This window comes from Noviherbaspirillum humi, assembly GCF_900188095.1.
In the GTDB taxonomy this organism is placed as follows: domain Bacteria; phylum Pseudomonadota; class Gammaproteobacteria; order Burkholderiales; family Burkholderiaceae_D; genus Noviherbaspirillum; species Noviherbaspirillum humi.
The window spans coordinates 197,123-211,495 of the sequence record NZ_FZOT01000006.1 but is presented as its reverse complement, the minus strand read 5'-3'; the positions used below and the strand labels follow the sequence as shown (position 1 = coordinate 211,495).

The 14,373-nt window shown below is 65.7% G+C and carries 12 protein-coding genes; 1 reads left to right on the top strand and 11 read right to left on the bottom strand.

Annotation, left to right across the window (positions count from 1 at the left end; translation table 11 throughout):
• Window positions 1-82: 82 nt before the first annotated feature.
• Entirely contained in the window at window positions 83-493 is a 411-nt protein-coding gene (locus tag CHB88_RS12005) for a hypothetical protein (RefSeq protein ID WP_089399563.1), read from the bottom strand.
• Here CHB88_RS12005 and CHB88_RS24435 point away from each other — a divergent pair.
• On the top strand, window positions 492-761 hold the full coding sequence (locus CHB88_RS24435; protein WP_143131228.1) for a hypothetical protein: 270 nt from the start codon (window positions 492-494) through the stop codon (window positions 759-761). The genes CHB88_RS12005 and CHB88_RS24435 overlap by 2 nt on opposite strands.
• A gap of 397 nt (window positions 762-1,158) precedes the next feature.
• On the opposite strand, the gene CHB88_RS11995 is transcribed toward CHB88_RS24435, so the two are convergent.
• From CHB88_RS11995 to CHB88_RS11950, 10 genes are all read right to left on the bottom strand, one after another.
• A complete protein-coding gene (locus CHB88_RS11995) occupies window positions 1,159-2,439 on the bottom strand; it encodes a cytochrome c (protein WP_089399561.1) in 1,281 nt (426 codons plus the stop codon).
• A 7-nt stretch (window positions 2,440-2,446) separates the two neighbouring features.
• Complete coding sequence (locus tag CHB88_RS11990) at window positions 2,447-3,166, bottom strand: c-type cytochrome (RefSeq protein ID WP_143131227.1); 720 nt, start codon at window positions 3,164-3,166, stop codon at window positions 2,447-2,449.
• Window positions 3,167-3,230: 64 nt separating this feature from the next.
• Window positions 3,231-3,974: an endonuclease/exonuclease/phosphatase family protein gene (locus CHB88_RS11985; RefSeq protein ID WP_089399560.1), complete on the bottom strand. Its 744-nt coding sequence runs from the start codon at window positions 3,972-3,974 to the stop codon at window positions 3,231-3,233.
• Window positions 3,971-6,127 carry a VTT domain-containing protein gene (locus CHB88_RS11980; RefSeq protein ID WP_089399559.1) on the bottom strand — a complete coding sequence of 719 codons (2,157 nt, stop codon included), beginning with the start codon at window positions 6,125-6,127 and terminating at the stop codon, window positions 3,971-3,973. Before CHB88_RS11980 ends, CHB88_RS11985 begins: the two co-directional genes overlap by 4 nt.
• A 331-nt stretch (window positions 6,128-6,458) precedes the next feature.
• Complete coding sequence (locus CHB88_RS11975) at window positions 6,459-7,310, bottom strand: acyl-CoA thioesterase (RefSeq protein WP_089399558.1); 852 nt, start codon at window positions 7,308-7,310, stop codon at window positions 6,459-6,461.
• A 35-nt stretch (window positions 7,311-7,345) separates the two neighbouring features.
• A complete protein-coding gene (locus CHB88_RS11970; RefSeq protein WP_089399557.1) occupies window positions 7,346-8,914 on the bottom strand; it encodes a class I adenylate-forming enzyme family protein in 1,569 nt (522 codons plus the stop codon).
• A 124-nt stretch (window positions 8,915-9,038) separates the two neighbouring features.
• Window positions 9,039-10,016 (bottom strand): ROK family protein, encoded by a 978-nt coding sequence (locus CHB88_RS11965; RefSeq protein ID WP_089399556.1) that lies wholly within the window; start codon window positions 10,014-10,016, stop codon window positions 9,039-9,041.
• A gap of 63 nt (window positions 10,017-10,079) precedes the next feature.
• Entirely contained in the window at window positions 10,080-10,883 is an 804-nt protein-coding gene (gene otsB / locus CHB88_RS11960; RefSeq protein ID WP_176442427.1) for a trehalose-phosphatase, read from the bottom strand.
• A gap of 1 nt (window position 10,884) precedes the next feature.
• Window positions 10,885-13,164, bottom strand: a complete 2,280-nt coding sequence (locus CHB88_RS11955) for an alpha,alpha-trehalose-phosphate synthase (UDP-forming) (RefSeq protein ID WP_089399555.1) — start codon at window positions 13,162-13,164, stop codon at window positions 10,885-10,887.
• 367 nt (window positions 13,165-13,531) lie between these two features.
• On the bottom strand, window positions 13,532-14,362 hold the full coding sequence (locus CHB88_RS11950) for a 2OG-Fe(II) oxygenase (protein ID WP_089399554.1): 831 nt from the start codon (window positions 14,360-14,362) through the stop codon (window positions 13,532-13,534).
• Window positions 14,363-14,373 lie beyond the last annotated feature (11 nt).

Below are 14,373 nucleotides of genomic sequence, written 5' to 3'. Positions count from 1 at the left end.
GAGATAGTTGAAGCGGATCGGTAGGGATTTCCAACAGACAATTCCCGCTTCGACATATCGAACACGCTTAGGTTCCCGCAACTTAATGGGCCGAATCTGCCGTTGCGTAATCCCTCGCCGGGGGCAGATTTTCCATGGCAAGAATGGCTAGCATGACGATGGCCAGGCTGGTCAGCACCTCGCTCAGGGTAAATGAAACGCCTTCGGTCTGAAACCGTACAACCAAGCCCGTTATGGTCAGTAAAACAGCCCGAGTGGCTATTGTCGTCAAATGCCAGAACAGGGGCAGCCTGGTCGATTCCATGGCGGTTCGCCACTCGGAAGTTGCGGATGCACTGAACAGACTCCTGGAGCATCGGCAGGCCTGAAGCCCAATCACATAACAGATTGCGCTGGCCCACATGCCCATGAACAGTCCATTGCCTGATCCATCGGTCAGGGCAAGGCCGCCAACGACGAGCATGATGGAAACACGGATGATGAGCTGCAGCATGGTGACTCCTGTCCAGACCGGGGCATGTCACTGGCAGGATAAACACCATCGTGCAGCGAATGAACATGATTTAAGTCACCCTGTTCAGGACGCAGCGGGCGCATTTACAGGAAATCAGTCAATCAAGGTTCTCATCATCTACCGCGAAGGGTTCGCTTCCGCTTCCTGCTTGAAAAAATTCCAATCTTCTGCAGCAAGCAACACCAGCATGACGATGGTAAAACTGATTATGACCTGCCCATATGTGAATGAAACGCTATCGAGCTGAAACCTTACGAACAGATTCGCTCCGGTGAGTAAAGCGGTCCGGAGAAGTATCACCATAAGGCGATGGCGTATGGATGGCTTGGATAGCGCCCCGGTGATACGACTCCGGGAGTTCGTCGTTGACTTAAACATGCTCTTCAAGCTTTCGTAAGCACGATGCCCGACAACATATCCGATCGTGCCGGCCCACATGACCATGAATAAGCCTTTACCGGAGGTATCGAACTGGGCTAGGCCAGCGGCGGCGAGCACGATGGAAGTACGGATGACGAGTTGAAGCAAGGCGGCTCCTGTCCAGGATTTAGCAATCACTGGCAGGATAATCAGCACCCAGCGGCGCGCACATATGACCTAGATCACGTTGTATAGCGCAACGCAGGAGACCGTATATTCAAGCATTAGTCCAGATTCACCGCCCGATGCCTCGCCACCTCCGGCGCCGAAACCAGATCGCCGCTATTGCCCCACGACGTGCGGATGTAGGACACCGCCGCCGCCACTTCGATGTCGCTGAGGAAGTTGCCGAACGGCGGCATGCCGAAGGGCTGGGGGTTGTCCTTGGTGCTGGGCGGGTAGCCGCCATGCAGCACGGCGCGGATGGCGTTGACCGCCGGTTCCTGCACCACCGAACGGTTGCCGGCCAGCGCCGGGATGCCGGGCGGCTTGCCGGCGCCATTGGCGCCATGGCATTCGGCGCAATGCTTTTCATACAACGCGGCGCCATTGGCGAGGATGGCCGCGTTTTCCGGTCCGCCGGTATCGGCCTTGCGAGACGGCGCCGATGCTGCCTGCGGCAGCGCCTTCAGATAGACGCTCATCGCCCGGATGTCCTTGTCATCCAGGTATTGCAGGCTGCCGCGTACCACGTCCGCCATCGGTCCCGAGGTGACGGCGCGCGGCGCGATGCCGCTGTGCAGCAGCGACGCGATCTCCTGCACCGGCCAGTCCGCCATGCCCGCCTCCGCAGGCGACAGCAGCGACGGCGCATACCAGTCCTGGGCCGGCAGCAGCGCGCCGGCGAGGTCGGTTTTCTGGCGCGTGCCGCCGAGCGCGCTGCGCGGCGAATGACAGGCATTGCAATGGCCCAGCCCCTGGACCAGGTAGGCGCCGCGGTTCCATTCCGCATTCTGCGCGGTGTCCGGCTGGTAGACGCCGGGCTGGAAATACAGCGCCCGCCAAACCGCCAGCAGCGGCCGCTGATTGTAGGGAAAGCGCAGGTCGGGCTGGCGGTTCTCCTGCTTCACCGGCTCAATCGAGCGCAGGAAGGCGAACATCGCATCCGCATCCTCGCGGCTGACGCGGGTGTAGTTCGGATAGGGAAAGGCGGGATACAGCAGCCGGCCGTCCCTGGATTTGCCGTTGTGCAGGGCGCGCCAGAAGTCGTCGGGCGTCCAGTTGCCGAGGCCGGTCTGGGCATCGGGCGTCAGGTTGGTCGAGTACACCGCGCCGAACGGCGTCTGGACCGCCCGGCCGCCGGCATAGCTGCCCCCGCCGCGCGCGGTATGGCAGCCCATGCAATTGCCGGCGCGGACCAGATAGGCGCCGCGGGCGAAGGCGTCGCCCTGTATCGGGGCCGAGGAAGCGGTCGAACCGGTGTCGTCTTCCCGATGCCCGAGGTAGAACAGCACGCCAACGCCGATCACCAGGATGGCGGCCAACAGAATCAGAATGCGCTTCATCGCCGCCTCATGGATTTTGCGGATAGCTGCCGCAAGCCAGCGGCAGCTTCACCTTGGTGGGCGCCGCCGGCGAAGCGTCGGCGGGCACCGGGCGGGACGACAGCCACGCGGAGGCGGCGCTGATGTCTTCCACGCTCAGGTGGCGAGCGATCTCGCCCATGCAGTCGGGCATGGCGGCCTTGCGGGCATTTTCGCGCCAGGCGCCGAACTGGCCGTTGATGTAATCGCGCGGCAGGCCGAGCAGGCCCGGGATGCCGGGATTGACGCCGGTGAGCGCTTCGCCATGGCAGGCGGCGCAGGCGGGAATCTTGCGCGACGGGTCTCCCGCCACCACCAGCTGCCGGCCGCGTTCCAGCACGGCGGCCGTAACATCGGAGGGCTGCGGCGGCGGATAAGGCACATGCTGGTCGGCGAAATGCTGGGCCATCGCTTTCAGGTAGTCGTCCGACAGATGCTGCACCATGTAGGTCATGAGCGGATACTGCTGGCGCCGGCCTTCGCGGAAATTGATCAGCTGGTTGTAGAGATAGCCGGCCGGCTTGCCGGCGATGCGCGGATAGTAGCCGTCGGCCGCCGCCCTGCCCTCCTTGCCATGGCAGGACATGCAGGGCGCCACCTTGGCGGCGAAGGGATTGCTGCCGTCGGCCGTCGCGCCACCCGCGCCGAAGGCTGAGGCGCAAAGCAGCGCCAGCGCGGCGAGCAGTGAAGATTTGGTTGTTGTTCGCATGGTCTCTCTTGCAAGTGCGGCACCACTATAGCGCAAGCCCTCTCCTGCCGCTTCGGAGCCCGCCTCAGCCATCGATGTGGGCGATCAGTGGCAGGTGGTCGGAAGCCACGCGGGACAGCGGCGTCGAATGCGCTTCGACATGCACCAGGCGCCGGCGCGGGCTGATCCAGATCCGGTCCAGTGCGAAGATCGGCCAGCGTGAGGGAAAGGTGCGCGGCGCCGGCACCGCTTCAAAATGGGACACCAGCCATTTCAGCGAGCGCCCCCAGACGAACCATTCATTGACGTCGCCCAGCAGGATCACCGGCATGCGGTCGGTATCGAACACCTGCAGCAGGCGCCTGATCTGGTCGCGCCGCTCGGCGAAGCGCAGGCCGAGGTGGGTGGCGATCACGCGCAGCGGATGGCCATGGCAATCGACGTCGGCATCCAGCGCGCCGCGCGGCTCATGGCTGCCGAAGCTGAGGTCGACGGTGCGGGTGGCCATGATCGGATAGCGGCTCAGCACCGCGTTGCCGTAGCGGCGGCCATCCTTGGCCCGGGTCGGCCCTTCCACTGCGTGAAAGCCGGTGGCTTCGGCCAGCAGGTCGAGCACATTGGCCATGCCGCCGCCGCCGAGCGGCACTTCCTGCAAGGCCACGATGTCGGCGCGTATTTCGAGCAGTACGTCGGCAATGCGGCGCGGCGCGAAACGGCCGTCGGTGCCGACCGCGCCATGGATGTTGTAGGTGCAGATGGTGAGCGGCCAGGGATTCAGGTCGGCCGGCTCCAGCGTCAGGCCGGCGGAAGGATCGGCGGTGAAATTCATCGTGTCGATGGATTCTCCTTGCGGTCGAGCAGGCGTTGCAGCCCCAGCGCGGAGCCGATCAGCAATGCCGCGACCAGCACCAGCACCATCACCGTGCCGGGCGTGGGATTGCGTATCGCTTCGGCCAGGTGGTGCACGAAGGTGACGGTGAGCAGAATGCCCGGCGTCATGCCGAGCAGCGTGCCGACCAGGTAGTCGCGGAAGCGGATGTGGCTCGCGCCGGCGACGACATTGACGACGGTGAACGGCGCCACCGGCAGCATGCGGATCACCATCATCGCCAGGATGCCGCGCTTGGCGATGCGCCGGCTGAGGCGGTTGATGCGCGGCCCGAGCAGATTGCGCACCGTCTCGCGCCCGAGCCAGGCGCCGATGCCGTAGGCGGCTACCGCGCTGAGCATGGTGCCGCCGATGGCATAGCCGGCGCCTGCCAGCGGACCGAAGACGATGCCGGTTACCGCGATCAGCAGCATCACCGGCACCATCGCCATCCCGGCCAGCACATAGCAGCCCATGATGGCCAGCGGCGTGAACGGCAGGTCGTCCAGGTGCTGCGCCACATTCACCATCGAGGCGAGGTTGACGTACTCGCGCAGCGGCGTGGCGCGCCAGGCGATGGCCAGCAGCGCCAGCGCGATCGCCAGCGCGCCGATGCCGACCAGGCGGCGCGGCACCGGCTTGCGCGCATCCTTGGGAACCAGCTGCGCCACCAGTTCATCCGGATCGATCGGCCGTTCGGGATCGAATACCGCGCGGTCGGGAATCAGGGCATCCAGCTCCGGCGTGGTTTCAGGGTCCAGCCTTCGCAGCGTCCGCTCGGATTTGTACAGCCGGTCGACGGTGCGGTGCAGGCTGCCATCCACCGCCAGCGATCTATCTATCTGCTCCGGCGCGCAGTCGAGGTGCTCCGCCAGCAGGCGGTTGCGCATGGCGGCGATGGCGCCAGCGATGCGGCGGCCTTCTTCGTTATCGCCGGCCTCGATCACCAGGTTGCATTCGGTATCGAAGGCCATGGAGCGGTTGCTGAGATTGGCCGAGCCGATGGAAAACAGGCGCTCATCCGCGGCCAGCACCTTGCTGTGCACGTTCAGGCATTTGTCCTGCAGCGCGGCGATGTGCGGCGAGTACAGGCGGTAGCGGCCATGGCGGTCCGCATGCTGCAGGCGCCTGTGCACCCGGGCGCGCAGCACGCCCATGGTCGATTGCTCCAGCCAGCCGCTCTGGCTTGCGGGGGAGATGATCATGATCTCGGGGGCGTCCTCGTCCGCCAGGCGGGCTGAGAGCGCGTTGCAGATCAGGTCCGAGGTGAAGTACTGGTTCTCGAAGAACAGCCGCTCGCGGGCGCAGGCGATGGCGTCGAGGTGCAATTGCCTGATTTCATACACGCCAGGATCGCCGTCATAGGCGGGTTCGGTGCGGGAGATGCCGACGTCGATGCCAGCGATGTCGGCTTCCACGCCTGCCGGCCAGATATCGGACGGCAAGGGGTCGTGGCGCAGCGCCTGGTGGCCGGTGGCGCGGCGCCAGCGCTCCCGCGCCAGTTCGCCGAGCGCCTGCGCGCATTCTCCGTCCACCATCGCCTGCACGTCATGGAAGGGATCGTGCGGCTTGCCTTCGGGGTCGCAGCGAAGCGGATCGCCGCAGGCATGGTCCGGCGTGTCCCAGCGGCAACGGGTGAGGTCGAGGCCGCCGACGAAGGCGAGGCAATCGTCGATCACCACCACTTTCTGATGATGCGAGGCGCCGACCGGATGGCGGCCATCCATGTGGAAGTTCAGGCGCTGGTGGGTAGTCCAGCCCAGTTTGTAGGCCGGCAGCCATTCGCGCTCCAGCGCATACAGCATGGCGAAATCCCAGTTCAGCACGTAGGCGTGTAGCCCGGGCCGGGAAGCCACGACTTCATGCAGGAATTCGCCGAGGGGTTCCGGAAAGCCGTCGTTGGCCCCGCCAGGCACCAGCCAGGTGCGGCTGTCGATATCCCAGCTCAGGATGAAGATGCTGCGGCGGGCATTGCGTATCGCTTCCCGCACCGCCTTGAAGTAGGCCTCGGCATCCACCAGCATGCTGAACCGTTCGGCGCGGGCGATGCGCCAGCAATTGCGGCCGGGCTGCAGGATTTCTTTGCGGTTGGCTGGTATTGACGATTGCTGCATGGGTTGCCGTGGAAGAAAGCAGGTTTTCCTTTCGACGCCTCCGGCGCTGGTTGGTTTCTTAACAAGATGCATTTTTGGCGGCCGGGCGCCGCGACTTGCGAATTGCCAGATCCCGAGGGGCAGTGCCGGTTTGGGAGCGATACCGGGGTCGCCGCGTTGGCGTCTGCGCAGCGCAGGCTGCCGCAGCCCGTGGCGGTGCAGCCAGGGAGATCAAGATACCGGTCAACGACGCGGTGAAAGGTAAATGCCGGCTCCTGGCCGGTCGATCGATCCGAACGGCCAGGGCGGGAGTGCCCCTGCGGGCAACGGCGCTGACGCGACTTGGCCAGCCTTATTGCCTGATCCGGATCAGGCCCTCCTGGGCCATGGAGGCCACCATCAGGCCTTCCCGGTTGTAGACATGGCCGAAGCACAGGCCGCGCCCGCCTGATGCATTCGGGCTTTCCATCGAGAACAGCAGCCACTCGTCCATGCGGAACGGCCGGTGGAACCAGATGGTGTGATCGAGGCTGGCGATCTGCAGGCGCTTGTCGCCGAGCTTTACGCCGTGCGGCTGCAGTGAGGTCGACAGCAGGCCGTAGTCGGAGACGTAGGCGAACAGCGTTTCGTGCACCACCGGGTCGTCGCCCAGGGCAATCGGCGTGCGGGTCCAGACCTGCTTGCGCGGCTCGCCGCCCGGCGCCGCGAGGATGTCGCCGTCATGATTGAAGCGGAAGTCCACCGGCACCGGCTGGTAGGGGCGGACCGAGCCGGCGCTCTGCTTCCAGCGCGGCAGGCTGGATTCGAGCGTCTCCGGATCCGCGCATGCCGGCGCCGGGTCCTGGTGCGACAGGCCTTCTTCCGGCGTCTGGAAGGAGGCGGACATGACGAAGATGCGCCGTCCCTCCTGCAAGGCTACCACGCGCCGGGTGCTGAAGCTGCCGCCGTCGCGCACGCGTTCCACTTCGAAATCGATCGGCAGCTTCAGGTTGCCTGGCAGGATGAACAGCGAATGCAGGGAATGCGGCCGCCGGCCGTCCACCGTGACCGAGGCGGCATACAGGGATTGGCCAAGCACCTGGCCGCCGAACACGTTCGGGCTGCCCATGAAGTGGCTCAGGCCGCGGTAGCGGTCCTCGCCGGTCTGCTCCAGCCGCAGCAGCTTCAGGATCTCTTCGGTGTTGTAGAGGGAGTCGTCGCTCATGGTCGCGCTTGTTCGAATGGATAAAAAGTTCGGGTTCAGATTGGGCCGCGCGGGACGTAAGCATCCCGCAGTTCCCGCTTCAGCACCTTCCCGATCGGGCTGCGCGGCAGGCTGTCGGTCAGCACCAGGTCGGCCAGGCGCTGGGTCTTGCCGAGGCGGGCATTGGCCCAGTCGCGGATGGCGTCGGCGCCGTCCGTTGCGTCTTCCCTCGCCACGACGAAGGCGACCGGCGTTTCACCCCAGCGCACGGATGGCACGCCGACCACCGCCGCTTCATGCACCGCCGGATGCTGGCGCAGCACCGCCTCCAGGTCGCTCGGGTAAATGTTGAAGCCGCCGGAAATGATCATGTCCTTCTTGCGGTCCAGCAGGATCAGGAAGCCGTCGGCGTCGAAGCGGCCGACGTCGCCGGTGCGGATGAAGCGCTTGCCGCTCGGATCGTGCCATTCGGCCTCGGCGCTCTTCTCCGGCTGGTTGTGGTAGCCCTTCATCATGGCCGGCGAATGGCCGACCACCTCCCCTGCCTCGCCCGGCCCGACTTCGCGGCCGGCATCGTCGATCAGACGGATGTCGTGGCCGGGCGCCGGCAGGCCGACGGTATGCAGCTTGTGCGGATGCTCGTGCGCTGCCAGCACGCAGGTGCCGCCGCCTTCCGTCATGCCGTAGTACTCGATCAGGCCGCCCGGCCAGCGCCGCAGGATATCCGCTTTCAGTGCGGCGGAAAACGGCGCGCTGGTGCAGAACTTCATGCGGAAGGCGGACAGGTCGTGGTCGGCGAAATCGGGCCGGTCCATGATGCGCTGGTACTGCACCGGCACCAGCATGGTGTGGGTGACGCGGTGGCGCTGCGCCAGCTGCAGATAGGCGCCGGCATCGAACTTCGCCATCAGCACCAACGTGCCGCCGAGGCCGATGGTGGGAAAGAAGCTGACCAGCGTGGTGTTGGAGTACAGCGGCGTCGAGATCAGGGTCACCGCGTCGGCGCCGTAGCCGTTGATGCGGCCGCGCTGCACATGGGTCCAGCGCATCGAGAACGGCTGCACGATGCCCTTGGGCGCGCCGGTGGTGCCGGAAGAATAGATGATGTTGAAGGCCTGGTCGGGCGAGATGTCGACAGGCGCCGGCTTGGCCCCTTCCGCCGCCAGCCAGCGCTCGAACGGCAGGTTGCCGCTGCCGTCGATGGCCACTACCGGGATGCCCGGTTCGACGCCTGCAGCTGCCAGGGCTGAGCGGGTCGCGGCATCGGCGAACAGGAGGCGCGCCGATGCATCTTTCAGCATGCCGGCCAGGCTCTCGGGCGAGGAGGATGGCGCCAGCGGCGCCACCGCCACGCCGGCGCGCAGCGCGCCGAGGAAGACGGCGGCATAGGGAATCGAATTCAGGCCGCAGATGGCGATGGCGTCGCCCGAACCCAGGCCGTCGCGCTGCAGGGAGGCGGCGATCCGGTCCATCAGGGCGTCGAGCGCGGCGTAGTCCAGGCGCTTTTCGTCCTGGATCAAGGCGGTGTGTCGGCCATCAATGGTGGCGTGGAAGCGGATGAGTTCGGGCAGCGGCAGGAAATCCCGGTCGAGCAGGTCGTCCAGGCGGGGCGATTGGTCTTGCATGGCGTGCTTGGTGTCTGGTTGAGGGCATGCCGCTTTCTATGGAGCGGATGACCTCAATACTAAGGCAGATTCCCCGCCGGCGCAGAACTTTTTAGAACGGTCGTTCGTAATTGCGGGATCCCGGTCACGCTTTGAGCCAGGGCTGGGTTTCACGCCAGTGGGCGATCCAGTCGTCCGGCATCACCAGGCAGAAGGCGCCGATGTCGGCCACCCATTTCTCCAGACCCGCCGGAACGATGGTGACGCCTTCGGTGAGCGCCGGAAAGCGGGAGGCGATTTCCCGCTGCGCCAGCGGGCCGAGCCAGTCGCCATGATTGGCCCAGACGCTGCCGCCGGCAACGAAAACGGAAACATCGAGCGCGGCGGTGAGGTTGTACAGCGCCCGGCCGAACCAGCGCGCGGCGCCGGCGGCGATCGAACGCGCCGGTTCCTCGCCGCGGCGGGCCGCATCGAAGAGTTCCGGCGCCGGACGGCCACCGATGGCGGCGATGTTGCGGCCGGAGATCAGGCCTTCCAGGTCGCCGCGGTTGCCGCAGCCGCATAGCGCGTCGGAGGATTCGCTCATCAGCAGATGACCGGCATGGCCGGCATTGCCGTTTTTGCCGTGCAGGACGCGCCCGTCCACGCACAGGCCGAAGCCGACGCCGGTGCTCCAGGTGACATAGACGCAGTTGGGCTCATCCTGCACCGCGCCCAGCGCCCTCTCCGCAATCAGGGCAGAAACGCAATCGTTCTCGATGACCGCGTCGGCATGCCGCTCGCGCAGCACCGACTGCAGCGGCACGCTGGTCCAATCGTTCGGGAGATCGGCCGCGCCGCCCTGCCCGCCGCAGATATTGGGCGCCACCAGCTCGATGTCGCCGTCCACATGCAGGAACGGACCGCAGGAAGCGACGCCGACTCGGGCGAGATCGCCCGGCTGAATGCCGCATTGCCTGCAAGCCTGCTCCAGCAGCGCGAGGCACTGATCCCCCAGCGCCCGCCGCGGCCCGCTCTTGGGCGTGGGCGCCGTCACCCGCGCCAGCGGCCCGTCGCGGCCGGCGATGCTGGCGACGATCTTGGTGCCGCCAATGTCGAGCGCGCCCAGATATTCGGATTGCATGACGACTCCGTATTCAGTCTTGATGACTTCGATTATCCCGGGTATGCCGGATGGCTGCCATCGCTATTCGGGGTGTTTGCCGGCATGGCGCAGCCAGTTTCGCGCGCCCTGCCGCTCCAGCAGCGAGATCACCTGCGCCAGCAGGCGTGCGATGTCGCGCTGGCTGGCGATCCAGGCATGGGCGGCAGTGTCCGCATGCGGCTCGACGCGAATGGAAAGGATGTCTGGCCGCTGCAGCCGGAACACATCCTCGTCGGTGACGTCATCGCCCACATACAGCGCGGCTTCGGCGCCGGTCAATTCGATCAGCCTTTCCAGCGCGTCGCCCTTGTGCGGGGCGTCGTCATGCACCAGGTTGAAGACGAACTTGCCGGCCACCACCCGCGGCGGCGGGTCCAGCCGAGCGAACAGCGCGCGCAGGGTCCGCTCGGCGGCCACGGCATCCGGCGCCTCGCGGTAATGCACCGAGAGCGAGTACGCCTTGTCTTCCAGGCGGCAGCCTGGCAGCGGCCCTTGTTCGAGCAGCGTGGACAGCTGCTCGCGCCAGTTCTGCGCGGCGCGCCGGAACATGGCGGCGCTTTCCTGCCAGTTGGGCGTGCCTTCGATGCCGTGGTTGCCGATGACGAAATCCGGATCGAAGCCGAGCCTGGCATCGATATCCTGCAGCGAGCGGCCGGTGATCACCGCCACCGGCGCCAGTTCGAGCAGGCGCTGCAGCAATGCCTGCACCGCCGGCGGCAAGGCCGCCGCATCCGGTTCGCTGACGATGGGCGCGAGCGTGCCGTCGAAATCGAAAGCGCACAGCAGGCGCCGTGGCACGCTATGCGCCAGCCGCGCGAGGCCGGCCTCGGTGAAGAAATCGGTCATGTCACACCACCCTGCGCAGCGACTTGCGGCTATGTGAACGAATCTTCGACATGGTCCGTTCGCGCTGGCGCAGCCGCGCCGCATCCAGCAGCATGTGGCCGGCCCAGCGGTAGATGTTGCGGTCCTTCACCCGGTCCCGCATGCTGCGCATGCGTTCGCATTGCTCGATCTCCGGCATGGTGACGGCGCGGTGGACGGCTTCCGCCGCCTGCTCGATGTGGTAGGGGTTGACGATCAGCGCCTCGTGCAGCTCGCGCGCGGCGCCGGTGAACTGGCTCAGGATGAGCACGCCGCGGTCGTCGTCCCGGGCGGCGATGAATTCCTTCGCCACCAGGTTCATGCCGTCGTGCAGGCTGGTCACGAGGCAGACGTCGGCAGCGCGGTAATAGCGATTCACCTCGTCGCTGCCATGGTGCTCCGCCTTGAGCAGGATGGGCTGGTAGCCTGGCTTGCCGAAGCGCTTGTTGATGCGCTCCACCAGCGCCTTCACCCGTGTCTCGAAGTTCTGGTATTCATCCAGCGTTGAACGGGTCGGCGCAGCGATCTGGACCATGGTGAAGCGGCCGATCACGTCGGGATGCAGTTCCAGCATTTTTTCCACCGCCTGGAAGCGCTCGATGATGCCCTTGGTGTAGTCGAGGCGGTCGACGCCGATGCCGATCAGCTGGTTGGGCGGCAGGCCGAGTTCGGCGCGCACCGAGGCACGGCATTCAGCCACCGGCGGCAGGCTGGCATTGTCGGGCCAGGCGATTGAAATCGGATAGTCCTCCACCTTGGTCAGCTGGCCGCCATAGGAGATGGTAGATACCTCATGCTCGATGCGCGACTCGAGATAGCGGTCCACCGTCTCGAGGAAATTCTTGCAGTGGAACTGCGTGTGGAAGCCGAGGATGGTGCTGCCGAGCAGGCCTTCCAGCAATTCCTCGCGCCACGGGCAGATGCCGAAGGATTCGGGGTTGGGCCAGGGAATGTGCCAGAAGGTGATGATGGTCGCCTTTGGCAGCGCGTCGCGCACCATGCGCGGCAGCAGCGCGAAATGATAGTCCTGCACCAGCACCACCGGGTCGTCGGTGCGGGCTTCCTTGACGACGGCATCGGCGAAGCGCTGGTTGATGGCGACGTAGGCATCCCAGTCGGAAGAGCGGAACACCGGCCGCACGTGGGCGATATGGCACAGCGGCCACAGGCCTTCGTTGGCGAAGCCGTAGTAGTACCCCTGCTCTTCTTCCTGCGTCATCCAGACCCGGCGCAGGGTATAGCTCGGGTTGGCCGGCGGGACCGGAACGCGGTCGTCGCGGTCCACCGTCTCCCGATCGGCATCGCCGCTGCCATGGGCGATCCAGGTGCCGGAGCAGGCCCGCATCACCGGCTCCACCGCCGTCACCAGCCCGCTCGCCGGGCGCTTGACATCGATGCCCTGCCTGCCGTGCACATGGCTGTAGGGTTCGCGATTCGAAATCACCAGCACCTCATCGCCGGCCAGCTCCTCATGCAGCAGCGCCCGCAGCTTTTCCGGCGTCCAGAGATAGGCGGTATCGTCCTGGCTGCGCCGCTCCCGGTTGATTTCGTACAGGAGGTTGCGCAGGTCGCCCTCCAGCGGCTTCATCTCCGGCGGCGGCTCCTCCCGGCGCCTGTTCGCCGGGACCATGTTCGCATGGCCGGCGGGCACCAGGGCACCGCGCAGCAGGTTCTTGACGGATGACATCCAGCCGCGCCAGCTGAGATGGGCCACCAGGGCTGCGATGAGGGAAATGATGATGGCCAGCGCCGCGAACAGCACGATGACGTACTTGCGGGTATCGGCGCTGCGGCGCTCGATGAAGCTCATGTCCTGCACCAGGATGAGCTTGCCCAGCGGCCCGGCATCCGTGTTGACCGGGCTTTCGGTCACGTGCAGATTGGCGTTGGCGAGATTGACGACGGTGTGGCGGATGCCATTCGGCGCTTCCGGGCTGCGGCAGCCCAGCGCTTCCGGAAAGGTGACGGTGCGGTAGAGCAGCTTGCCGGCGTTGTCGCAGAAGGCAAGCGCGTACAGCCGGTCATCCTTGATGGCCCGGTCGAACAGCTGGTTGATCTTGCGGTCGGCGTTCTGCGGCACGTAGTCGATCAGCGGATCCTGCAGAGCGTTCGACAGCAGCTGCGAGCGCGTGTCCAGTTCGCGCACGAACCAGCGCATGGTGAGGCCGTCGATCACCGGCACGATCGCATAGGCGAACAGCGCCAGCACCAGGGCCAGCGGCAGCACGAACCGGAGCGAAAGACCTATCGATCTGAGTGGCATGGGATGTCCTCGCGGGCGGCACGGCATCCGCCGTGGGCGGATGTGCCGCTTTCAGAGATCGTCCGCTTGTTCATTTGTCAGCATGGCAAGCACGAAGGTTCATTTCATGAGAAGGATTCGGCACGCAGGCAGGCCGCCTCCCGCGCGGGGAACGACCTTGCCGACCCGAAATGCCGGTGCACGGCATTGCGGCACAAGCGGGAGCGGTCTTGCCTCCGGCGTCACCATCTTAGCCACGCTTGGCAACCCGGCCATGATGTGGAACAGGAGTAAGAAAGAGTCAATAAAAAAGGCGATGCATACGGAATGCATCGCCTTTCTTCAGGGAATCGGTCTCGCCGGCGAGCTCAACCGGCTCCGGGCCGGATCAATAAGGCCGTTCGCGCAGCCACTTGTTGGCAATCACCTTCACGCCGCTCACCACCGGCATGCCGGAGTGCAGCGTGTTGCGGTCCGGCGTGCCGAACATGTCGGTATTGGCGAAGAAGACCGCGTTGCCCTTACGCGGCTGGACTTCCAGGCCGAGGCCAGGAAAGCCGGTGCCGCCGCCCTGCGGCACATCGTTCAGATAGAGCACGAAGGTGCCGACGCGCTGGCCGCCGTGCTCCATATGCTTGCGCGGTCCCGCCTGCGTGGGATCGAACCAGTCGAAGTGCGCGCGGTATTCGTTGCCGATGTCGTACCACTGCACCTGCAAGCCCTCGCCGTTTTCCACCGGCCACTTCGCCAATGCCGCGAGACGGGCGTCGACGCGCGCGATAAGGTCGGTCTCGCCGCGCATCAGCATGGCGCCGCGGCTGGTGCGCCCGGCATGGGCCTGCACTTGCGCGCCATCGTCGGTCACCACGGTGGAACGGCTCAGCTTGCCGGAAACATAATCGCAGAGCTGGTCGCACTCCTCGTCGCTCAGCACGTTGCCGAGCAGGACGATGCGCGGCGCGGCCAGCGACAGCAGCACATGCACCATGCGGTCCGGCGTCTGGATGGTATTGCTGCTGGTGTCGATGTCGGGGCGGGGCTTGGTGACGCGTTGCACGCCGCCGGCCTCGCGGATGGCCGCCTCGGCCAGCGCCGGATCGAACTTGCCATCCCGGACCATGACCATGGCCATGCTGTCCGGCGTGCAGCCGCGCGCCAGGTTTTCCTGTATCCAGGCTTGCCATTCGACGGGTAGCGTGTGGATTGCGCTTTGGATCATGTTGCCTCGTT

Excerpts from the sequence above, each read along its gene's own strand:
- CHB88_RS11995 (WP_089399561.1), bottom strand. The coding sequence starts at position 2,439 with ATGAAGCGCATTCTGATTCTGTTGGCCGCCATCCTGGTGATCGGCGTT.
- CHB88_RS11950 (WP_089399554.1), bottom strand. The coding sequence starts at position 14,362 with ATGATCCAAAGCGCAATCCACACGCTACCCGTCGAATGGCAAGCCTGG.
- CHB88_RS11975 (WP_089399558.1), bottom strand. The coding sequence starts at position 7,310 with ATGAGCGACGACTCCCTCTACAACACCGAAGAGATCCTGAAGCTGCTG.
- CHB88_RS11985 (WP_089399560.1), bottom strand. The coding sequence starts at position 3,974 with ATGAATTTCACCGCCGATCCTTCCGCCGGCCTGACGCTGGAGCCGGCC.
- CHB88_RS24435 (WP_143131228.1), top strand. The coding sequence starts at position 492 with ATGGTGACTCCTGTCCAGACCGGGGCATGTCACTGGCAGGATAAACAC.
- CHB88_RS11970 (WP_089399557.1), bottom strand. The coding sequence starts at position 8,914 with ATGCAAGACCAATCGCCCCGCCTGGACGACCTGCTCGACCGGGATTTC.
- CHB88_RS11965 (WP_089399556.1), bottom strand. The coding sequence starts at position 10,016 with ATGCAATCCGAATATCTGGGCGCGCTCGACATTGGCGGCACCAAGATC.
- CHB88_RS12005 (WP_089399563.1), bottom strand. The coding sequence starts at position 493 with ATGCTGCAGCTCATCATCCGTGTTTCCATCATGCTCGTCGTTGGCGGC.
- otsB (WP_176442427.1), bottom strand. The coding sequence starts at position 10,883 with ATGACCGATTTCTTCACCGAGGCCGGCCTCGCGCGGCTGGCGCATAGC.
- CHB88_RS11980 (WP_089399559.1), bottom strand. The coding sequence starts at position 6,127 with ATGCAGCAATCGTCAATACCAGCCAACCGCAAAGAAATCCTGCAGCCC.
- CHB88_RS11990 (WP_143131227.1), bottom strand. The coding sequence starts at position 3,166 with ATGCGAACAACAACCAAATCTTCACTGCTCGCCGCGCTGGCGCTGCTT.
- CHB88_RS11955 (WP_089399555.1), bottom strand. The coding sequence starts at position 13,164 with ATGCCACTCAGATCGATAGGTCTTTCGCTCCGGTTCGTGCTGCCGCTG.